Genomic DNA, 20,008 nt, shown 5'->3' on the forward strand with positions numbered 1-20,008 from the left:
GTCCGGGACGGCTGGCTGCTCACCCCGGCGCAGCGGCGGCGCATCGCGCTGGGCACCCTGCCGCTGTTCGCCGTCGCCGTGGTCGGGGTGACCCGGCTGGTGGAGAGCGCGGTCGAGGGGCGCGACGCCGGCGGTCCCGCCTCCGTGGTGGGCCGCCTGCTGCGCCGGCAGCGGCGGGAGCACGCCGAGCTGGACCCGCAGCGGCGGCCGGCCTGGCGCGAGCGGAGCACCGACCAGTTGCTCACCGCGATGGCGCTGTTCGGACCGCGCCCGCTGCTCGCCGTCGACCCGGGCCTCGCCGTGCAGGTCGGTGTCGACCCGGAGCGGGGCCGCCCGACGCCGGAGCCGAAACCCGCCCGCCGCTGACCCGCTGCGGGCCGGCGCCTCCCCTGCCCGGCGCCGGCCCGGTCGGTCAGCGCAGCTCGTCGGCGGAGCGGATCACCCGGGCGAGGTCCCGCACCTCGGCGTCCTCGGTGGCGGCGGCCGCCCCGTCGGCGATGGTGGCCAGGTCGGTCAGCCGGACCGGCCCGTCGGACCCGTCATCCCGCAGCGTCTCGGCGAACCAGGCCGCGGCGTAGCAGGCCCGCAACCGTGGCGACGCCGCGGTGAAGGCGCGGTCCACGTCGGCGACGGTCACCGACCCGTACGTCTCGGCCGGCGTACGGTCCGCCGGGTCGGTCCAGCGCACCTGCACCTGGGCGATCCGGGCCGACGGGGACACGCCCTCGGCGAGCCGGACCGCGTACAGCGCCGTGACGCTGTGCCCCGGGCCCACCTCGCCGCCGTCCACCCGGTCGTCGCGGAAGTCCTCGTCGGCCAGCGCCCGGTTGTCGTAGCCCACCAGCCGGTAGGAGCGCACCGCCTGCGGCGCGAACGTCACCTGAACCTTGGCGTCCAGCGCCCGCACGCTCAGCGTGGCCGGCAACTGCCGTACGAACACCTTCCGGGCCTGCTCCCGCTCGCTGACGTACACGGCGAAGCCGTCGCCCCGGTCGGCCAGCTGCTCCATCAGCTCGTCGCCGTAGTCGCTGCCGACACCCACGCCGAGCAGGGCGATCTGCTTCTCCGCCTCGTCGCGTACCCGGCGCAGGATCGGCTCCGCGTCGGTGCTGCCGACATTCGCCAGCCCGTCGGAGAGCACGATCACCCGGTTCGCCCGGCCGGGACGGAAGCCGTCGCGGGCCACCCGGTAGCCGAGCACCAGGCCGGCCTCCAGGTTGGTGCTGCTCCGGGTGTGCAGCGAGTCGATCGCCTCGTGCAACCGTCGGGCGTCGGCCACCGGCGTCATCTCCCGGGCCACCCGGGCCTTGTCGCTGAACTCGACCACGGCGATGGAGTCGGTGGGGCGCAGCTGGTCCACCAGCGTGTGCAGGGCGTCGCGCACGAGGTCGAGCCGGCCGGGCTCGCCCATCGACCCGGAGACGTCGATGACGAAGGTGAGCGACGCGTCCGGACGGCGCTCCTCGTCCTCGGCCCGGGTCTGCAGCCCGACCCGCAGCAGCCGCTCGTCGCCGCCGGCCTCGTGGGTACGCGGCAGGCGGGCGCCGTCGACGTGCACAGCGAAGCCGTCCCCGGCGGGCTGCGGGTAGTCCTGGCGGAACGAGTTGACGAACTCCTCCGGCCGCACTCTGTCGCGCTCTGGCAGCCGGCCGTCCATGATGAGCCGGCGGGCGTAGCCGTACGACGCGGTGTCGACGTCCACGGCGAAGGTGGAGAGCGGGTCGTCCGACGTCCGTGTCTCGTCACCGGACCAGGGGATTCCGCCGTCCTGGCGGACCGGCCCGTGGGCCGAGTCGCTGCGCCGCGCACCGCTGTCGGCGCCGCAGCCGCTGACCGCCACGACGGTGGCCAACGCCACCAGCAGCAGCGCCGACCGTCTGATCTGGACCATGGTTTCCTCCGAGGGGCTGGGGACGGCTCAAGGTCATTGACGCAGACCGGTGCCGCAGCGGATCCCGTCGTGGCCGAGCCGATATCCAAGCGCGACTGTCGTGACCGAACCGTGCACGGGACGTGACCTGAGGGCCCGCCGGGCGGCCCCTCGGCGGGCGTCGGCACGGCCGATGCGGCAGAGTGGGCCCACGGCCGGCGGCGGCCGGGACGAGCAGGAGGTGTGCCGTGGACGGCCCGACCGGGGTGGTGTTCCCCGCGACCGGCGACGGCCGGCGCAGCACGACGGTGCTGGGGCGGGCGGTGGTCGCCGGCGCCCTGCGGGCGGTGGACCCGGTCGGCGCCCGCTCCGCCGAGCACGAGACCGACTGGCGGCACGGCTACCTGGGCCATTTCCGCCGGCTCGTCGAGGCCGGCCTGCTGTCCCGGGAGGCCGCGCTCACCGTCGCCCGGGACGGGCTCGCCGCCCTGCACGCCCGGATGCGCTACGTCCCGTCCGAGGGCGCCGAGGTCGCGCTGGACGAGGCGTTCGCGCTGCCGGACCGGGAGCCGCCGCTGGAGACCGCCACGGTGACCGGGGCCGGCCCGGTGGAGCGCGAGCTGTCCCTGCCGTACCGGGGACAGCGCCTGCGCGGCGACGACCTGCGCCGGCGCCTCGACGCCTGGGTGGCCGCGGGCGTCGTCGAGCCGAGCTGCGCCGAGGCGGTCCGCGCGGTGCAGGCCAACCTGGACTGGCTGGACCTGAGCGACCAGCGGATCGTGGTGCTCGGCGCGGGCGCCGAGATGGGCCCGCTGCCGTCCGTGCTGCGCTGGGGCGGCGCAGTGGTCGCGGTCGACCTGCCCCGCCCGGAGATCTGGCGCCGCCTGCTGCGCACCGCCCACCGGTACGGCGGGCGGCTGCACCTGCCGGTGCGGCCCGGCACCGCCGCCGACGACGCCGCCCTCGCCGCCGGGGCCGGCGCCGACCTGCTGCACCGCCTGCCGCAGGCCGCGCGGTGGCTGGGCGGCCTGGACGGCCGGCTGGTGCTCGGCAACTACGTGTACGCCGACGGCGCGACCAACGTCCGGGTCGCCACCGCGGTCGACGCCCTCACCGTCCACCTGGGACGGCACCGCCCGGACGCCGCGCTGGCCTTCCTGGCCACCCCCACCGACGTGTACGCCGTGCCCGCCGAGGCCGTCGCCCACGCCGAACGCGGATACGCCGCCCGCGGTCCGGCGCGCCGGGCGCTGCGGCTGCTCTCCGGCGGCCGGCTGCTGCACCGCAACTACCCGCCCGGGGCGGACCCGGGGATCAACGACAGCCTGGTGCCGCAGCAGGGACCGAACTACGCGCTGGCCAAGCGGCTGCAACGCTGGCGGGCGGCGGTGGCCCGGGACGCCGGCGCCACCGTGTCGTTCACCGTGGCCCCGCCCACCCGGACCCGCTCGGTGCTGCGCAACCGCGCCCTCGCGGCCGCGTACGCCGGGGCGCACCGGTTCGGCATCGAGGTGTTCGAGCCGGCCACCAGCAACACCTTGATGGCCGCGCTGCTCGTGCACGACCTGCGCACCGGCGGCGGTCCGGCGCAGGAGCACCCGTGGCGGGACGAGGCGTACGCGGCGGCGCACGGCGGCCTGTGGCGGGTGCCGTACGCCCCCCGCAGCGCGCTCGGCCTGGCCGTGCTGCTCGGGCTGGGTGGCGCGCGGGCCTGAGCACAGGTTTTCTTCTGTCGGGCGCCGGGAAGGCACCGGCATGGCCGAGACCTTCGCAGACCAGGACCTGATGACCCTGCGGTCCATCGCGCGCGGGGCGGGAATAACGGACACCGAGCGCATGCCGCACGACGAACTGGTCGAGATGTTGCGCCGGGCGGGGCTGGCCGACCCGGACGCCCGGCCGGTCGACACCAGCCTCGCCGATCCGGGTGACCCCGGCGTGCCCGGCGCCTACCACGCGCAGGGCGTCGGCCGGCGGGAGTCGGCCGGCGGCGCGGGCGCCGAGACCGCCGACTGGCCGGACCAGCCCACCCAGGACCCGGCGCGGCTGTCCGGACTGCCTCGCAGCAGCCTGACGCTGGGGGACGAGAGCACCGGCGGGCGGGCCGCCGAGGAGGCGATCGGCGCCCGGCCCGGGGACAGTCAGATCGACGACCGCGCCCAGGACAGCCGGGGCGTCCAGGGCGAGATCCGGGATCCGGCCGGGCTGTCCGGGCTGCCCCGCAGCAGCTTGACTCTGGGTGACGAGAGCACCGGCGGGCGGGCCGCCGAGGAGGCGATCGGCGCCCGGCCCGGGGAGTCCGACACGGAGATCGACGACCGCACGGAGCCCTGACCGACCGACGCCGCGAGCCACCCCGACCCAGGGGTGGCTCGCGGAACATTGGGGATGCTAATCCTGTTTAGCCGGTCGAATCCCTGTCGCGCCTTTTAGTGACATGTGTGCCTGAGGATCCGGATATGCGAATAGTGAAACAATCGCCCCTCCCCTCGCTTTCGAATCGGGATATACGCCCACAATCTCCCCAATAGCCTCGGCCGGTGGCTTCTCGCATCTCGTTTGACCGGCTCCCTGGCAGCTCGCATCGTCCGATGACAACAGTCCTGCCCCGGCCCGCCCGACCGGTCTTCGTGGACGCCACCGGCACGCGCCGGCAACGGATCCGGCGGGCGGGCGTCCTCGTCGCGGTGGCCTCGCTGGGCTATCTGCCGATGGCCGCGAGCGCCCTGCTCCCCGGCCCCGCGACGCCGCTGCTGCCCGGGCCGGTCTCGGTCGGCGGCGCCCCGAGCGGCGGGACCAGCCGCCCACCCGTCCTCGTCCCCTCGCCCAGGCCGACAGACCCGCCCCCGGCTCCCCGGTCGACAGGCATCGTGGACGCGCCACCGGCGCCGGCCGCCGCGAAACGCCCCGCCCGCAACCTGCGACCGGCGCCGCGGCGGGCAGACCCCGCACCGGTGGACGACCGGGCCGCCAGCCCGGCCCCGACCCCGTCGCCGCAGGACCAGTCGCCGCCCGCCACACCGACACCTCCCGCCCCCACGGGTTCCGGCACCAGCCTGCCCACTCTGCCCCGGCCCGATCCGGAGGTCGTCGGATGAGCCTGCGGAGCCGGCGCGCCGCCGGCCGGTTCGTCGTCGCGTCCCTGGCCCTGGTGGTCGGGTCCGTGCTGCTGGTCGAGGCGTACGCCAACGCCCGCTTCCGCCCCGACCACGTCCGCGACGCCGAGGACCAGGTCACCGTGCCCACGGAGATCCTGGACGGCGGGCCGGTGCTCGACGCCCGGGGCGATCAGCCCCGCACCTACCGCCTGCCCGCGCGGACCATCGCGCTCACCTTCGACGACGGGCCCGACCCGACCTGGACCCCGCGTGTCCTCGACGTCCTGCGCCGGCACCACACCCCGGCCACCTTCTTCGTGATCGGGTCGGAGGTGGCCCGCCACCCGGACCTGGCCCGGCGCACCGTGGCCGAGGGGCACGAACTCGGCGTGCACACCTTCACCCATCCCGACGCCAGCCTGCTGCCCGCCTGGCGGCAACGGATGGAGTACGCGCAGACCCAGATGGCGATCGTGCACGCCGCGGGGATCCGGACGAGCCTGCTGCGCTTCCCGTACTCCTCGGTGCCCAGCGCCGTCGACGACGCCAACTGGCCGGTGATCCGGCGTGCCGCCGGGCAGGGCTACCTGACCGTGGTCAACGACCTCGACGGCGAGGACTGGGCGCGGCCCGGGGTGGACACCATCGTGCGGAACCTGACGCCGGCCGGCGACGCGGGCGCCGTGGTGCTGCTGCACGACGCCGGTGGGGACCGGTCGCAGACCCTCGCGGCCCTGGACCGGTTCATCCCGCTGATGCTCGCCCGCGGCTACACCTTCACCACCGTCAGCGCCGGGATCAACCGCGCCCGACCGGACGCGCCCGCCTACGCCGGCAACGTCGCGGCGTCCACCGGCGACCGCTGGCGGGCCGCGCCGGTCTGCTGGGCGATCCGGCTGGCCGACGGGATCCTGCGCGGCCTCGCCCTGATCTTCGTGGTGGTCGGCCTGCTCATGCTGGCCCGCACCGTGATGCTGCTTCTGCTGGCCCGCCGGCTGGCCCGCCGCCGCCGGGCCCAGCGCTGGCCCTGGGGAGTGACGACCGCGCCGGTGTCGGTCATCGTGCCCGCCTACAACGAACGGGCCGGCATCGTCGCCACCGTCCGGTCCCTGGTCGCCAACGACCACCCCGGGATCGAGGTGATCGTGGTCGACGACGGCTCGACCGACGGCACCGCCGACCTCGTCGACTCGCTCGGCCTGCCCGGCGTCCGGGTCATCCGCAAAGCCAACGGCGGCAAGGCGACAGCCCTCAACACCGGACTCCTGTACGCCTCGCACGACATCATCGTCACCGTCGACGCGGACACCGTCTTCGAGCCGGACGCGATCCGGCGGCTCGTCGAGCCGTTCACCGATCCCGGGATCGGCGCGGTGGCCGGGAACGTCAAGGTCGCCAACCGGCACCGCCTGCTCGGCCAGTGGCAGCACATCGAGTACGTCATCGGCTTCAGCCTGGACCGCCGGTTCTACGAGAAGCTGGGCTGCATCCCGACGGTGCCCGGGGCGATCGGCGCCTTCCGGCGCCGCGCCCTGACCATGGTCGGCGGGATGAGCGGCGACACCCTGGCCGAGGACACCGACGTCACCATGGCGGTGCTGCGGGCCGGCTGGCGGGTGGTGTACCAGGACCGGGCCCGCGCCTGGACGGAGGCGCCCGCCTCGGTGGGCGACCTGTGGCGGCAGCGCTACCGCTGGAGCTACGGCACCCTCCAGTCGATGTGGAAGCACCGCGGCGCCGTCCGCGACCGGGGCCCCAGCGCCCGGTTCGGCCGCTTCGGGCTGCCCATGCTCGCCCTGTTCGGCGTGCTGCTCCCCCTGCTCGGGCCGGTGCTCGACCTGCTGGCCGTCTACGGACTGTTCTTCCTGGACACCACGAAGACGGCGGTGGCCTGGCTGGTCATGCTGGCCGTGCAACTGCTCACCGCGGCGGTGGCCTTCAAACTCGACCGGGAGCCGCTGCGCCCGCTGCTCACCCTGCCGATCCAGCAGTTCGCCTACCGCCAGCTGATGTACCTGGTGCTGGCCCGGTCCATGGTGACCGCGCTGACCGGCGCCCGGCTGGGCTGGCGCCGCGTGAAACGGGCCGGCGAGCCGGTCGAGGGCAGGCCCGTCGCGCCGGGCGCCGGGGCGCCGCCGGGTCGGGACCGCTGGTTCGACACGTTGCGGGCGCTCGCGCTGGGCCGGGTCATCGTGTACCACATGTTCGGCGCCGCCTGGCTGAGCCTGGTCTTCCCCGCCATGGGGGTGATGTTCGCCCTCGGCGGCGCGCTGATGGCCCGCTCACTGGACCGTACGCCGGAGCGGGCGGTCAGCGGCCGGCTCCGCCGCCTCCTCCCCGGGCTGTGGGCCCTCGGCCTGGTGCTGGTGCCGCTGATGCTCTGGCACGGCTGGTCCGACCGTCCCGCCTGGCCGGCTCTGCTCAGCTGGGTGGTGCCGCTGGTACAGCCGCCCGGCAGCGCGTGGGCCGCGGACGTGACCGGGGTGCTCTGGTACCTGGTGACGTACCTCTGGCTGGTGCTGCTCTCCCCCGCGATGCTGGCGCTGCACCGGCGGTGGCCGGTGTGGTCGGTGCTCGTGCCGCTGGCCGGCGTGGTGCTGCTGCAGACCGCGGCACCCGGGTTCGACGGGCCGGTGGAGTCGGTGCTGACCGACCTGGCCATGTTCACCGCCTGCTGGCTGGTGGGTTTCGCGCACCAGGACCGCCGGTTGCGGCGGCTCTCGCTGCCGGCGCTGCTGGGCCTGGCGGCGCTCTGCCTGGGGGTCGCGGTCGGCTGGCTGGTGACCCACCCCGACGCGGGCCGCGACCTCAACGACGTCCCGGTGGCGCAGGCGTTCTGGTCGCTCGGGTTCGTGCTGGTGCTGCTGCGCGTCGCGCCGCCGATGGGCTGGCTGGCCCGGATCCGGCCGCTGGACCGGCTCGTGACCGCGCTGAACAGCCGCGCGCTGACCATCTACCTCTGGCACAACGCCGCCATCGCGGTCTGCTTCGCCGTGGGTGACCTGATCGGCGTCTGGCGGCTCGGCGAGGTCGGCTACCTGGCGGTGGCCCTCGTGCTGCTCACCGGGCTGGTGTTCGCCCTGGGCTGGATCGAGGATCTCAGCGCCCGGCGGCCACCCCGACTGCTGCCCTGGCCTCGGCGCACCACCGCGCAGCTCCCCGTGGCACGTCCCGTCACGGTGGAACGCGAACCGACCCCGGCGAGGATGTGAACACGTGCGACACGAACATTCAAATCGTCATAATCGGCTAAATATGTCGCATAATTGACTCACGTTGATGGGCGCCCCCGGACCGGGTCCGCCCATCTCCGGAGACGACGTCGCCGCGGGCCGGCCGCCCGCGGTGGCGCGAACGCGGTGATTGGGGTGATCACCGCGGCCGGCACGGGTCTCGCCCTCCTACGGGCCCGTGCCGGCCACCCCCGACCCGAACTCTCGACGCCTGATCCCTCACAGGTCAGAAGCGGAGCGCAGATGGCGATGTGGCACCCGCCGACGCCGGCGGAGCAGGAACTGTGGAACGCGGTGGTGGCCGGGGTGCGGGCGGCCGACGAGTCGGACCTGGCGGGCGTCGACGCCGCGGTCGACCGGCTGTCGCGGCTGCCTCACCCGTGGGCGTACCAGGTCCTCGGGGACACCGCCGGACTGCTCATCGAGGAACTCGACCCGGACGGGCAGGACGTCTGGCCGCTGCTGGCGGCCCAGCTCGCCGACGAGGACCCGGCCTACCGGGCGGCCCGGCGGCGCCGGGCGTCGCTGCATCCGGTCGGCCGGCGGCAGGCGCTGCCCGAGGCCGGCGAGCCGGAGGCGCTGCGGCGACGCCTGCTGCTCATCGCCCGGCTGGCCGACGCCACCCAGGTCGGGGTCGGCGCGTTCCTCGACGTCGCGCTGGCCGACAACGACGCCCGGGCCCCTCGGGCGCCGTTTAACTCGCTCCCGCACTGCCGCCTGGGCCAGTGAACCAACCGGGCGAACCGCGGTCCATCACCCGCCGCTCGCGCACATAACTGTCATTATGATGTACCGCTGGTTTGTCCCGTTTGTCGGGTTGGATTACTGGATTGCGATAATCGTTAATCCAGTAATTCGCCACGGGTCCGGGTTGTGGCCGTCGCAACGATGAGTCTGCCGGCGACCGCAGGTCTACCCCTCGATCCGAGCCAACCAACCCCGCCGGGAGTCAGACATGGGCCTCATCCACATCGAGCTGTTCGCAACCCTCGACCTCGTCGGGCAGTCGCCCGGCGGTCCCGACGAGGACCCGGTGGGATTCCCGTTCGGCGGCTGGCAGGCGCCCCTGCTGGACGAGGTCGCCGGGGCGCAGGTCGGTGCCGCGTACGACGGCACGGACGCCCTCCTGCTCGGCCGGCGGACGTATGAGATCTTCGCCGCCTACTGGCCGCACCAGGAGGGCAGCGCGGACAACGAGATCGCCACGCTCTTCAACAGCGTCCCGAAGTACGTGGCCTCCCGCGGCAGGCCCGCCCTCTCGTGGGCCGGGTCCACGCAGCTCGGTCCGGATCTGGCCGGCGCCGTGCGCGAGATCCGTGACCGGCACGAGCACGTGAAGGTCGTCGGGAGCCTGAACCTGGTGCAGACCCTCCTGCGCGAGAAGCTCTTCGACCGTCTCGACCTCTGGGTGCACCCGATCGTGCTCGGTGTCGGGAAGAAGGTGTTCGACGGTGGCGCGGTGCCCACGAACGTCACACTCCTCGAACCGCCGGTAGCGAATCCGAAGGGCACCGTGTACCTGCGCTACGGGCTCGCCGACGGTACGCCCGGCACGGGGGACATGAGCGCACCCGACCGCGGTGCCGGACGCGACGACTGAAGCCGCCCCGCGCCAGGTGGAAGGCCCGGCCGCAGTCCGTAGCTCGGTGAGGCGCCGCCGCGCGCATGCCGTGCGGCGGCGCTGGCTCGCTGAGGAACAACCCCAGCGAGCCACCTGTGCCGGCGAACGCGGGGACCCTAGTTCCGCACGGCGTCCTTGACGAAGACGAGCCCCTCGATGCCGGCCAGGTGTGCCGGGTCCAGCGGGGCGTAGCCGAACCAGGGAGACACGCGCGGAGCGGGTCTCTCCTCGCCGAGAACCGCGGCCAGGCGGCGGGGGTCGACGACGTACCGGTCCTCCGGGAGCGCGTACAGGAGTCCTTCGATGGTGTCCGGGGGTGGGGTTTCCACACCGTGGTGGCGGATCGTGCCGAGGGCCGTGGCCAGGAAGGCGTACCTCTCGCGCAGTTGGGCGCTGACGAGCGCGCCGGCGCTCCACCATTCCACCGGCAGGCCGCCCATCCGCATCGTGCTCTTGTCACGCTGCAGATGACCGTTGTGGGCGTGCACCAGCGTCGGGCCGCGTTCGGCGAGGGCGAGCAGGTTGGCGGCCATCATGGAGTCCCGCACGCCGAGCAGCCGCGCCATGCGGCTCGGTGACGTGTCGGCCATCGCGAAGTGGTAGCGCAGCAGGCCGGTGGCGGTGCGCCCGTACAGGCGCGCCCGCTCCCAGTCGTCGGGTGCGGACGCCGCGATCAGGTGCGGCGCCTGCGCGTCGAGCAGGGCCACCAGGTCGTCGGCGAGCAGTCGCAGCTCCCTGGCCTCGGGCGTCCGCCCCACGGACCGGGCCGGGTCCATCATCGCGGCCGGATCGGTCCACCGGTCGTCGGCGCCGAGCAGGTGGTCGAGCGTCTCCGCGGTGCAGGGAAGCAGGCCGGCGTCCACCCGGGCCGCGAGGTAGCCGTGGAGAGCGGTGAGGGCCTGCCGGGGGCTCGCGGCGGCGGTGATCTCCAGCGGGCCGTCGAAACCGGCGAAACGGAGCTGTTCGGACGCAGCCCGGCCCTCGTTGTACCCGCGCATCCAGCGCACGAGTTCGCGGTTGCCGGGGAAGGCGCCCCACTCGTGGCTGAAGCCGCGCTCCATGACCTCGTCGAGGGTGCCCGTTCCCGACGTGACGTAGTCGTCCACCACCCGGCCCATCAGGCAGTCGCTCTCGATGGCGATCGTGCGGTAGCCCTCCCGCTCGACGAGTTGCCGGAAGAGATCGTTGCGCAGGTCGAGGAGAACCTCCTCGCCGTGGGTGGGCTCGCCCAGGGCGAGCAGCCGAGGCCGGGCCGGGAGCAGCCCCATGACGACAGCAGCGTCGACGGCATGGGCGGTGTCGGTGATACCAGCAGTCATGCCCTCAACGCTATCGTTGAACCGTCGGTTGAAACTTTTCCGCAGATTTGGCAGTACAGTGCGGCTGAACCTTCAAGACGGCGGTCGGCTCAGACCGGTTGACCTGGCGCGCCGACACGGTCTGTCGACCCAGGCGATCAGGAACTACGAGGCGGCCGGCGTCCTTCCGGGCGCGGAACGCACCCCCCACGGCTACCGCACCTACACGCCGCTGCACGCGAGCGCGTTGAACGTGTTCCTGGCCCTCGTGCCCGGGCACGGCCACCGGACGGCCACGTCGATCATGCGGGCGGTCAACCGGGACGCGATCGGGGACGCCCTTCGGCTCATCGACGAGAGCCACGCCCAGCTTCTCGATGACCGCCGTACCCTTCAGGCCGTCGAGGCCGCGCTGCGCGACCTCGAGCCCGTGCCGCCGGAACGCGGCGACACGTTCGTCGGCCCGCTGTCGAGACGGCTGGGCATCCGCCCGGCCACCCTGCGCAAATGGGAACGCGCCGGCGTGGTCCAGCCGCGCCGCGACCCGCGGACGGGCTACCGGGTCTACAGCGCCGCCGACGTACGCGACGCCCTGCTGGTCCACCAGCTCAGGCGGGGCGGGCACCTGCTGGAGCAGATCGCCCCGCTGATCGCCCAGGTCCGCTCCGCCGGGGGCGTCGCACCCCTTGAATCGGCGCTGCGTGACTGGCGCGCCCGCCTCTCGGCCCGAAGTCGCGCCATGCTGACCGGAGCCGCCGCGCTGGACGCCTACCTGGACTGCCGACCGGCTCCACCCGAAGGTGGGATCGAGTGAGGCGGGGTTGCCGCCGCGGCCGGTTCGGTAAATACTTACTGCATGAGTGACAGCCGGGCCGCCCTGCTCGACGCGGCGGCGGAGGAGTTCGCCCGCACCGGCCTGCACGGGACCCGGGTGCAGGCGGTGGTCCGGCGCGCCGGCGTCAACGAGCGCATGATCTACCACCACTTCGGCAGCAAGGAAGGGCTCTACGCGGCCGTCATCGACGAGCAGCGGACGGGGCTGGCCGCCGCCTGGGCGCCGGTGCTCGACCGGGCCGCCACGCTCGATCCGTACGCGGGGATGCGCGCCGCCTTCACCGGCTTCTACGACATCCTGCGGGCCCGCCCCCGAGTGCTGGCGCTGATGCTGCACGAGTCGCTGAGCGGGTCCGGCGCGCTCTCCCTGCCCACCGCCGACCGGCTCCCCAGGGCGATCCGCGACCTGTACGAGCGCGGCCAGGAGGAGGACGTCTTCCGCGCCGACTGCCCGTTCGAGGTGGCGTACGCGACCGCGATGGGCGCGCTCGTGGCGTTGCAGGTCTTCACTCCCCCGCTCGCCATCGAGGCCGGCACGCCGGAGCTGCGGGACCGGGTGATCGGGCAACTGCTCGACGGGATGACCGGGCCGGTTCCCGGCCACGCGACCAGATGATCAAGTACGCGACGGCGGTCCGGACCCGGTCGGCGCAGACCGCGGCGATCCTGCGCCGCTTCCAGCAGACCAACCTGATGCACCCGACGTACCAGGCGATGCTGGAGGTCGGCCGGGCGCAGCGCAGCATCTTCGTGGCCCGCTACCTGCGCGACCGCGACCTGCAACGGGAGGTCAACGCCGGGTTGAACGTGTCGGCGTCTTGACAAAGAGAGGTGCCGTTAACGAGGCAGTCCCCTGTGAAAGTTCCCATCTGAGACAGCAGGGGCTGGATCGGCGTGTGCTCGCGGCAACCGCTACGCGCTGGGAGGAGGGACTGCGGCGTATTCGGCGTCGGTGACGGGTTCGAGCCAGTGGACGACGGCATGCTGGTCGTCGGCTTCGTTGATGGCGAGGTGGACCATGAGCCGGTCGGGTGCGGCGCCGTGCCAGTGTTCCTCGTCGGCTTCGAACAGGACGCGGTCGCCGGGGCGGATGACCTCGACGGGGCCGCCGCGGCGCTGGCACAGGCCGACGCCTTCGGTGACGAAGACGGTCTGGCTCAGGGGGTGGCGGTGCCAGTGGGTGCGTGCCCCGGGCATGAAGTGCACCAGATTCGCCGTCACCCGCGACGGCGGGGGCGCGGCGGCGACCGCATCGATGTAGACGTCACCGGTGAACCAATCGTCGGGTCCCTTAGCGGTGGCGATGGAGCTGCGGGTGATCTGCATCAGGTTCCTTCGGGTTCGCGGACTGCTGCGGTGGTGGTGGCGGCGGTGGCCGCCCAGGAGGCGAGTAGGCGCAGCCGTTCCGCGGACGGCGATCCGGGTTCGGCCGTGTACACGAGGAGCACCAGGCCGGGTTCGGCGGTGATGGCGAGTTCCTCGTAGGCGAGCGTGAGTTCACCCACGATCGGGTGGTGGAACCGCTTGGTGCCGGCGCCGTGGGCGCGCACGTTGTGGTCGGCCCAGAGCCGGCGGAAGTCCTCACTACGGGTGGAGAGCTCGCCGACGAGGTCCTGCAGAGCGCGGTCGTGCGGGTCGCGGCCCGCCTCGGTGCGCATGACGCCGACGCACATCTCGGCGAAGCGGTCCCAGTCGGGGTAGAAGTCGCGCGAGGCAGGGTCGAGGAACTGGAACCGGGCCAGGTTCGGCAGGCGTCCCCCGTCGCCGATCACCGGTGAGTAGAAGGCGCGGCCGAGCGCGTTGGTGGCGAGCAGGTTCTGCTGCGGGTCCCGGACGAACGCGACGCCGTCGGTGATCGCCTCCATCGCCCACCGCAGGCTCAGGCGTGCGGCGGCCTTGCCGGCGGCGGTGCGGCGCCGGGACCGCCCGGAGGTCGGGACGCCGTCGGCGGCGCGGGCGAGGTCGAACAGGTGCGCGCGTTCGGTCTCGTCGAGGTGCAGCGCCCGGGCCAGGGCCTCCAGGACGCCGGACGACGCGCCGGCGATCTGGCCGCGTTCGAGCCGGGCGTAGTACTCGACGCTGAGCCCGGCGAGGGCGGCGACCTCGCTGCGCCGCAGGCCGGGGACGCGTCGGCTGCCCGTCGGCGGCAGCCCGACCCGCTCGGGCGTCAGCCGGGCCCGGCGCGTGGTCAGGAAGTCGCGGACCTCCGAACGGTTGTTCATTTGTCAAGCGTAGGCCGCACGACACCGGCGAGGGGTGCCCTGTCGGTACACCCATTCGCAGGGACTTCTCCCCGCTCGGGAGGGCGCGTTGACTGGGTGCCGTTGCCCTGTAGGGCCGTCCCGATCGAAGCGAACGGAGCACACCAGGATGCGTCAGGTTGTCATGTACAAGCCGGGGGACGTGCGCGTCGAACAGCGCCCCGATCCGACGATCGTCGAACCGACCGATGCGATCATCCGCCTGGCCGCGACCTGCATCTGCGGCAGCGACCTGTGGCCGTACCGGGGCGCCGAACCGGTCGACCACCAGGTGATGGGCCACGAGTACGTCGGCGTCGTCGAGGAGGTCGGGTCCGAGGTTCGCACCGTGAAGGTCGGTGACTTCGTCGTCGGCTCGTTCTGGGCGTCCGACAACACCTGCGAGATCTGCCGGGCCGGCTACCAGGCGCACTGCGTGCACCGCTTCCTGATGGGCACCCTTGGCACCCAGTCCGAGCTGGCCCGCGTCCCCCTCGCCGACGGCACCCTCGTCGCGACCCCCGGCCGGCCCGACCCTGACCTGATCCCGTCGCTGATGGCGGCCTCCGACGTGCTCGGTACCGGCTGGTTCGCGGCCGTCGCCGCCGAGGCCGGACCCGGCAAGACCGTCGCGGTCGTCGGCGACGGCGCCGTCGGCCTGCTCGGCATCCTGGCCGCCCGCCAGCTCGGCGCGGAGCGCATCATCGCGTTCAGTCGCCACGCCGACCGGCAGGCGCTCGCCCGCGAGTTCGGCGCCACCGACATTGTCACCGAGCGCGGCGACGCCGGCGTCGAGAAGGTCAAGGCGCTGACCGGCGGGCTGGGCGCGCACAGCGTGATCGAGGCCGTCGGCACCCAGGAGGCCATGATGCAGGCCATCCACGCCACCCGCCCCGGCGGCCACGTCGGCTTCGTCGGGGTGTCCCACGACGTCGCCATCCCCGGCGACCAGCTGTTCATGTCGGGCGTGCACATCCACGGCGGCCCCGCCCCGGTCCGGCGCTTCCTGCCCGAACTGATCCAGCTGATCTGGGACCGCACTATCGACCCCGGCAAGGTCTTCGACCTCACGCTGCCGCTCGACCGGGCCGCGGAAGGCTACCAGGCGATGGACCAGCGCATCGCCACCAAGGTCCTGCTCACGCTCTGACCGGCGTCGAACCACACCGGAAGATGCCATGCCGGCCTCACGCGCGACCGTCCGGGCCACCGACGCCGCATACGCCGGCCCGCGCCGCCCGCACCCCTGACCTGCCCGGGCATGCCCCGCTGCCGGGGGAAGCCGCAGCCTTAACGAACACCCGTCACGAGGCCCCAGCCCTCGTGCCCTGCCTGAAGATTGGACACCCTGTCATGAACCCGCAGTACAACTTTGAGGGTCAGGTCGCCCTGGTCACCGGTGCCGCCTCCGGCATGGGCCTGGCTGCCGCCCGCGCCTTCGCCCCACGCCGGCGCCGCCGTCGTGCTGGCCGACGTCAACAAGGACGCCGTCGAGAACGCGGCGAAGGAACTCACGGACGCCGGTCACCAGGCCATCGGCGTAGTGTGCGACGTCGCCGACGAGGACCAAGCCGCCGCCATGGTCACCAGGGCGGTGGACACCTACGGCCGCCTGGACATGGCGTTCAACAACGCCGGTATCCAGGCCCCGCCGTCGGACGCCGCCGACGAGAGTGCTGAAAATTTCGACCGCGTCAACGCCGTCAACCTGCGCGGTGTGTGGGCTGCCCAGAAGCACGAGCTGCGCCAGATGCGTACCCAAGGCTCCGGCGCGATCGTCAACTGCTCCTCGCTGGGCGGGCTGGTCGGGTTGCCCGAGCGCGCTGCGTACCACGCGTCCAAGCACGGTGTGATCGGTCTGACCAAGAGCGCTGCGGTCGAGTACGCGCCCAGGGGCATCCGTATCAACGCTGTTTGTCCCGGCGTGATCGAGACCCCGATGGTCGCCGGCATGCTCGAAGGTCAGGCCGAGGCCATGGCTGAGATCATGAGCCAGCAGCCGATCGGGCGCCTTGGTCAGGCCGAGGAAGTTGCCGCCGCGGCGCTGTGGCTGTGCAGCCCCGGCGCGAGCTTCGTGATCGGTGTCGCCCTGCCCGTCGACGGTGGGTACACCACCCACTGAAACTGACGCCCCAGGCTCTCCGCGGCACAACCGCACGCGCCCACATCGGGGTGGTGGTCCCCCCGACGACGGCGGATCAGCCGCGCCGCCAGGGCCACCACCGGCGGCGACGCGGCGGGACCGGGACGGGCGCAGGGTCGGACGCCGAGGCCATCCGCTCGGCCGCGGCCCGCTCCCGGGCGGCCCGCCAGTCGCGGACCACGTCGTCGGCGTTGACCGGCCGGACGACCACGCGCGGCCCGGTGGGCGTGCGCAGCCAGGCCACCACCTCGGTGTTGAGGGCGGCCACGTACGCCCGTACCGACTCCTCGGTGGGCAGGTCCCGCACCTCGTCGGGGAGCTTCTCGATGCGGCGGCGCAGTTGCAGCGGGGTGGGCAGGAGCAGGTCACCGGGGATCTGTTCGCGCTCCAGGAAGCTCCGGATCCACCAGCCCTCGTCATACGGCAGGTCCCGGCCGGGGATCGGCTTACCGGCGCCCGGCAGGTTGTCGAACTCGCCGCGCTCCTGGGCCGAGCGGATCTGCGCCTCGACCGCGGCCTCCCAGCCTGTCGTCACCGCCGTCACCTCCCGTACTCCACCGTATCCGCCGGTCACCGACCTGGTTCAGCGCCGGCCGGGACCGGGCTGTTCCCGTCCGGCGGCCGGCGGCGGCGCGGCGTACATTCCTGGTGGGCCGGCGGGCGGCCCGTACCCCCGGGCGGGAGGAAGCACGGCGTGCACGACTGGCTCATCGGGCTCGGGGTCGCGGTGGCCTGTCTGCTGGCCAGCTGGGCGCTGCTGGTGCTGCTGGCCCGGCGGCTGCCACCGGGCATCCTGCGCGACCTGGCCGCCTTCATCCCGGACTGCCTGACCACCGTGCGCCGGCTGCGGCGCGACCCGCGGGTGCCGCGCCGGGCCAAGGTGGCGATCGTGTTCGCCGGGCTCTGGCTGGCCAGCCCGATCGACCTGATCCCCGAGTTCCTGCCGGTCATCGGCCCGCTGGACGACATCGTGGTGGTGGCGCTGGCGCTGCGCTACGCCGGCCGGCAGGTGCCCCGGCAGGTGCTGCTCGACGCCTGGCCGGGCGAGCCGCGACTGCTGCTGCGCCTGCTCGGCCCGGCGCCGGCGACCACCGGACCGGACGCCGAGGGGCCCGAGCGCTGAGCACCCTGCTGGCCGCCTCGGCGGCGGCGTTCCTGCTCAGGGCCGGTGGCGGACGTGCCGGTGACCGTCGCGCGGGAACGGCGGCCGGGCCGGCAGCACCTCCGCGAAGGCGTACCCGCTCTTCTCCGCCACCCGGCAGGAGGCCGGGTTGTCGACCTGGTGCAGCAGTTCCAGGCGGGTCAGGCCGCCCGCGGCGAACCGGGCGAAAGCCCAGTCGGTGACCGCCGCCACGGCCCGCGGCGCGACCCCGCGGCCGCGGGCCGGCGCGGCCGTCCAGTAGCCCACCTCGGCGGCCGGCCGGCCGGGGGTGACCTCCTTGAGCACCACGTTGGCCACCAACCGCTCCCCCTCGGCCGTGGGCTCCAGCACGGCGAAGCTGAACCGGCGGTCGGCCGCCCAGCCCTGCCGGCTGCGGCGCAGGAACGCGCGGGCCTCGGCCCGGGTGGTCACCGGCAGCCGGGTCCAGGAGCGCAGCACCGGATCCCGGTACGCGGCCAGCAGCGCCTCGGCGTCGTCGTCGCGCCAGGGGCGCAGCAGCAGTCCGGGGGCGGAGGGGGTGGCGGCGGCGCGGAGCACGATCGACATCCCGGTAGTGTCGCCCGTCACGCCCCCACCCGGCGAGCCCGCCCTCGCGGCGTCGAACCGCGGGCGTAGGGTCCGGGCAGGACCGACGGCGGGGAGGCAACGTGGTCACGGTCGGCGCGCTGGTGGGGATCGCCCTGGTGGCGTTGGGTCTGGTGCTCACGCCCGGCCCGAACATGGTCTACCTGGTGTCCCGGTCGGTCACCCAGGGCCGGCGGGCCGGGCTGGTGTCGCTGCTCGGGGTGGCCGTCGGTTTCCTGGTCTACCTGGCCGCCGCAGTGGCCGGCATCGCCACGGTCTTCGTGCTGGTCCCGCCGCTGTACACGGCGGTGAAGCTGGGCGGCGCGGCCTACCTGCTCTGGCTGGCCTGGCGGACCCTGCGCCCGGGCGGCCGGTCGGCGTTCACCCCGGCGCCGCTGCCGCCGGACCGCCCGCGGCGGCTGTTCACCATGGGCCTGGTCACCAACCTGCTGAACCCGAAGATCGCCATCCTCTACGTGTCGCTGCTGCCGCAGTTCGTCGACCCGGCGCGCGGGCACGTGGCGGTGCAGAGCCTGCTGCTGGGGCTGACCCAGATCGGCATCGCGCTGACCGTGAACGGGCTGATCGTGCTCACCGCCGGCACGGTGTCGGCGTTCCTCACCCGGCGGCCGGCCTGGGCGCGGGCCCAGCGCTACGTGATGGGCACCGTGCTGGCCGGCCTCGCGATCCGCATCGCCGCGGACCGCTCGCGCGCCGCCGTCGCCACCCCCTGACCGGTACGCCGGGATGCCCGGCCCGGTCAGAGGTTGTCGGGCCTGGTGAGTGCCCGGTGGCGTTCGCCCGGTGCGGCGTACCAGGGGTCGGCGTGCTCGCGCAGCGCGGTGGCGATCCGCAGGTGCGACCAGTCGTCCAGTTCGGGCAGCTCGTCGGGGGCGAACCAGCCGACCGCGAGGGATTCGTCGCCGTCGGCGGTGGCGGTGCCGCCGACGGCCCGGCAGCGGAACCAGACGTTGAGGAACTCGCAGGCGTCCCCGTTGGGGTAGACGACCGGATGGGTGGCCACCCCGCCGATCCGCTCGATCTCGACCTCGATGCCGGTCTCCTCGCGGACCTCGCGGACCAGCGCGTCGGCGGGCTGCTCGCCCGGGTCGACCGTGCCGGCCGGCACCGACCAGCGGCCGTTGTCGCCGCGGCGGGCCAGCAGCACCCGCCCGGCCTCGTCGGTCACCACGGCACTGACCCCGTACAGCATCAGCAGGTCGGGTCCGATGTGCCGGCGCATCCGCGCGATGTAGGGCGAGACAGGCATGGCGGCACCCTACCGGCGGGTCTCCCGGTGCCGCCGGAGCATGCCGGCGGCCAGGGGCGCGGCGTCCAGGTCTCCGGCGGCGATCCGCCCGGCGACGGTACGGCGCACCAGCCGGTCGGCCAGCGCGGGCGCGTGCCGGGCCAGGGCCAGCTCCAGCCGTCCCCGTGCGGTGGTGGCCACGTTCCGGGGCGCCCGGCGGGCGGTGGCGGCGCGCAGGATCGCGGCGACGACCCCCTCGACGGGTTCCACCCCGCTCAGCGACAGCCCGGCCTCGGCGGTGCTGTCGTGGATCGGGGAGGCGACCATGCTCGGGTAGACGACGCTGACTCCGACGTGGGTGCCGACCTCGTGGCGCAGCGCGTCGGCGTACGCGACGACGGCCCGCTTGCTCACCCCGTACGCGGCCGCGAGGGGCAGCGGCAGCACAGCCATCCGGCTGGCCACGAAGACCACCCGGCCGCGCGCCGCCTCCAGGGCGGGCAGCGCCGCCGCAGTGGTGCGCCAGGCGGCGAGCAGGTTGACCTCCAGCTGCCGGCGGACCACCTCGTCCGGGGCCAGCTCGGCCGGGGCGGGCCCGCCGACGCCGGCGTTGTTGACCAGCAGATCCAGCCCGCCGAGCCGGTCCACGGCGGCGGCCACCGCGGCCGGCACGGCGGCCGGGTCGGTCAGGTCGCA

Annotated in this window: 20 protein-coding genes and 2 pseudogenes; 14 read left to right on the forward strand and 8 right to left on the reverse strand. The window is 73.9% G+C overall.

Going from position 1 to position 20,008, the window contains the following annotated elements; translation table 11 throughout:
- Positions 1-366 (forward strand): annotated as a pseudogene (locus B0E53_RS17210) (TIGR04222 domain-containing membrane protein); the annotation flags it as partial.
- 46 nt (positions 367-412) lie between these two features.
- Here the strand turns inward: B0E53_RS17210 and B0E53_RS17215 are convergent.
- Positions 413-1,891: a von Willebrand factor type A domain-containing protein gene (locus B0E53_RS17215; RefSeq protein ID WP_107077003.1), complete on the reverse strand. Its 1,479-nt coding sequence runs from the start codon at positions 1,889-1,891 to the stop codon at positions 413-415.
- Positions 1,892-2,118: 227 nt separating this feature from the next.
- On the opposite strand from B0E53_RS17215, the gene B0E53_RS17220 reads away from it, so the two are divergent.
- From B0E53_RS17220 to B0E53_RS17245, 6 genes and pseudogenes are all read left to right on the forward strand, one after another.
- Positions 2,119-3,585 carry a hypothetical protein gene (locus B0E53_RS17220; RefSeq protein WP_107077004.1) on the forward strand — a complete coding sequence of 489 codons (1,467 nt, stop codon included), beginning with the start codon at positions 2,119-2,121 and terminating at the stop codon, positions 3,583-3,585.
- 40 nt (positions 3,586-3,625) lie between these two features.
- A pseudogene (locus tag B0E53_RS17225) lies at positions 3,626-3,952 on the forward strand (hypothetical protein); the annotation flags it as partial.
- 509 nt (positions 3,953-4,461) lie between these two features.
- Positions 4,462-4,968: a hypothetical protein gene (locus B0E53_RS37030; RefSeq protein ID WP_146167689.1), complete on the forward strand. Its 507-nt coding sequence runs from the start codon at positions 4,462-4,464 to the stop codon at positions 4,966-4,968.
- The gene (locus tag B0E53_RS17235) at positions 4,965-8,180 is read left to right on the forward strand and encodes a glycosyltransferase (protein WP_107077006.1); all 3,216 of its coding nucleotides are present in this window, start codon (positions 4,965-4,967) and stop codon (positions 8,178-8,180) included. The genes B0E53_RS37030 and B0E53_RS17235 overlap by 4 nt, the downstream gene beginning before the upstream one ends.
- A 264-nt stretch (positions 8,181-8,444) precedes the next feature.
- Positions 8,445-8,930 carry a hypothetical protein gene (locus B0E53_RS17240; protein WP_107077007.1) on the forward strand — a complete coding sequence of 162 codons (486 nt, stop codon included), beginning with the start codon at positions 8,445-8,447 and terminating at the stop codon, positions 8,928-8,930.
- 226 nt (positions 8,931-9,156) lie between these two features.
- Positions 9,157-9,801: a dihydrofolate reductase family protein gene (locus B0E53_RS17245; RefSeq protein WP_107077008.1), complete on the forward strand. Its 645-nt coding sequence runs from the start codon at positions 9,157-9,159 to the stop codon at positions 9,799-9,801.
- Between the two features lie 137 nt (positions 9,802-9,938).
- Here the strand turns inward: B0E53_RS17245 and B0E53_RS17250 are convergent, their stop codons facing one another.
- Positions 9,939-11,141 carry an erythromycin esterase family protein gene (locus B0E53_RS17250; RefSeq protein WP_107077009.1) on the reverse strand — a complete coding sequence of 401 codons (1,203 nt, stop codon included), beginning with the start codon at positions 11,139-11,141 and terminating at the stop codon, positions 9,939-9,941.
- A gap of 58 nt (positions 11,142-11,199) precedes the next feature.
- Here B0E53_RS17250 and B0E53_RS17255 point away from each other — a divergent pair, with 58 nt between their 5' ends.
- The 3 genes from B0E53_RS17255 to B0E53_RS17265 are packed head-to-tail and all read left to right on the forward strand — an operon-like array spanning position 11,200 to position 12,776.
- A complete protein-coding gene (locus B0E53_RS17255; protein ID WP_107077010.1) occupies positions 11,200-11,934 on the forward strand; it encodes a TioE family transcriptional regulator in 735 nt (244 codons plus the stop codon).
- Between the two features lie 42 nt (positions 11,935-11,976).
- A complete protein-coding gene (locus B0E53_RS38690; protein WP_210406101.1) occupies positions 11,977-12,570 on the forward strand; it encodes a TetR/AcrR family transcriptional regulator in 594 nt (197 codons plus the stop codon).
- Positions 12,567-12,776: a Tn3 family transposase gene (locus B0E53_RS17265; protein ID WP_210406102.1), complete on the forward strand. Its 210-nt coding sequence runs from the start codon at positions 12,567-12,569 to the stop codon at positions 12,774-12,776. Before B0E53_RS38690 ends, B0E53_RS17265 begins: the two co-directional genes overlap by 4 nt.
- Positions 12,777-12,866: 90 nt before the next feature.
- Here the strand turns inward: B0E53_RS17265 and B0E53_RS17270 are convergent, their stop codons facing one another.
- Both B0E53_RS17270 and B0E53_RS17275 read right to left on the reverse strand, forming a co-directional pair.
- The gene (locus tag B0E53_RS17270) at positions 12,867-13,280 is read right to left on the reverse strand and encodes a cupin domain-containing protein (protein ID WP_107077011.1); all 414 of its coding nucleotides are present in this window, start codon (positions 13,278-13,280) and stop codon (positions 12,867-12,869) included.
- Positions 13,280-14,176, reverse strand: a complete 897-nt coding sequence (locus B0E53_RS17275; protein WP_107077012.1) for a helix-turn-helix transcriptional regulator — start codon at positions 14,174-14,176, stop codon at positions 13,280-13,282. Before B0E53_RS17275 ends, B0E53_RS17270 begins: the two co-directional genes overlap by 1 nt.
- A 148-nt stretch (positions 14,177-14,324) precedes the next feature.
- Here B0E53_RS17275 and B0E53_RS17280 point away from each other — a divergent pair, with 148 nt between their 5' ends.
- Both B0E53_RS17280 and B0E53_RS17285 read left to right on the forward strand, forming a co-directional pair.
- Positions 14,325-15,344, forward strand: a complete 1,020-nt coding sequence (locus tag B0E53_RS17280) for a zinc-dependent alcohol dehydrogenase family protein (protein ID WP_107077013.1) — start codon at positions 14,325-14,327, stop codon at positions 15,342-15,344.
- A gap of 249 nt (positions 15,345-15,593) precedes the next feature.
- The gene (locus B0E53_RS17285; RefSeq protein WP_281492875.1) at positions 15,594-16,316 is read left to right on the forward strand and encodes an SDR family oxidoreductase; all 723 of its coding nucleotides are present in this window, start codon (positions 15,594-15,596) and stop codon (positions 16,314-16,316) included.
- 76 nt (positions 16,317-16,392) lie between these two features.
- Here B0E53_RS17285 and B0E53_RS17290 read toward each other — a convergent pair whose 3' ends face one another.
- Positions 16,393-16,872 (reverse strand): DUF1992 domain-containing protein, encoded by a 480-nt coding sequence (locus tag B0E53_RS17290; protein ID WP_107077019.1) that lies wholly within the window; start codon positions 16,870-16,872, stop codon positions 16,393-16,395.
- Between the two features lie 159 nt (positions 16,873-17,031).
- Between B0E53_RS17290 and B0E53_RS17295 the strand changes: the two genes are divergently transcribed.
- Entirely contained in the window at positions 17,032-17,460 is a 429-nt protein-coding gene (locus B0E53_RS17295) for a DUF1232 domain-containing protein (protein ID WP_107077014.1), read from the forward strand.
- Between the two features lie 36 nt (positions 17,461-17,496).
- On the opposite strand, the gene B0E53_RS17300 is transcribed toward B0E53_RS17295, so the two are convergent.
- The gene (locus B0E53_RS17300) at positions 17,497-18,045 is read right to left on the reverse strand and encodes a GNAT family N-acetyltransferase (RefSeq protein ID WP_107077015.1); all 549 of its coding nucleotides are present in this window, start codon (positions 18,043-18,045) and stop codon (positions 17,497-17,499) included.
- 101 nt (positions 18,046-18,146) lie between these two features.
- On the opposite strand from B0E53_RS17300, the gene B0E53_RS17305 reads away from it, so the two are divergent.
- Positions 18,147-18,797: a LysE family translocator gene (locus B0E53_RS17305; protein ID WP_107077016.1), complete on the forward strand. Its 651-nt coding sequence runs from the start codon at positions 18,147-18,149 to the stop codon at positions 18,795-18,797.
- A gap of 26 nt (positions 18,798-18,823) precedes the next feature.
- Here the strand turns inward: B0E53_RS17305 and B0E53_RS17310 are convergent, their stop codons facing one another.
- Both B0E53_RS17310 and B0E53_RS17315 read right to left on the reverse strand, forming a co-directional pair.
- The gene (locus B0E53_RS17310) at positions 18,824-19,333 is read right to left on the reverse strand and encodes an NUDIX domain-containing protein (RefSeq protein WP_107077017.1); all 510 of its coding nucleotides are present in this window, start codon (positions 19,331-19,333) and stop codon (positions 18,824-18,826) included.
- Positions 19,334-19,342: 9 nt separating this feature from the next.
- Positions 19,343-20,008 (reverse strand): SDR family oxidoreductase (locus B0E53_RS17315; protein ID WP_107077018.1); only part of this gene is annotated, 666 nt, incomplete at its 5' end.

This window comes from Micromonospora sp. MH33, from assembly GCF_003013775.1.
Classification (GTDB): domain Bacteria; phylum Actinomycetota; class Actinomycetes; order Mycobacteriales; family Micromonosporaceae; genus Micromonospora; species Micromonospora fulviviridis.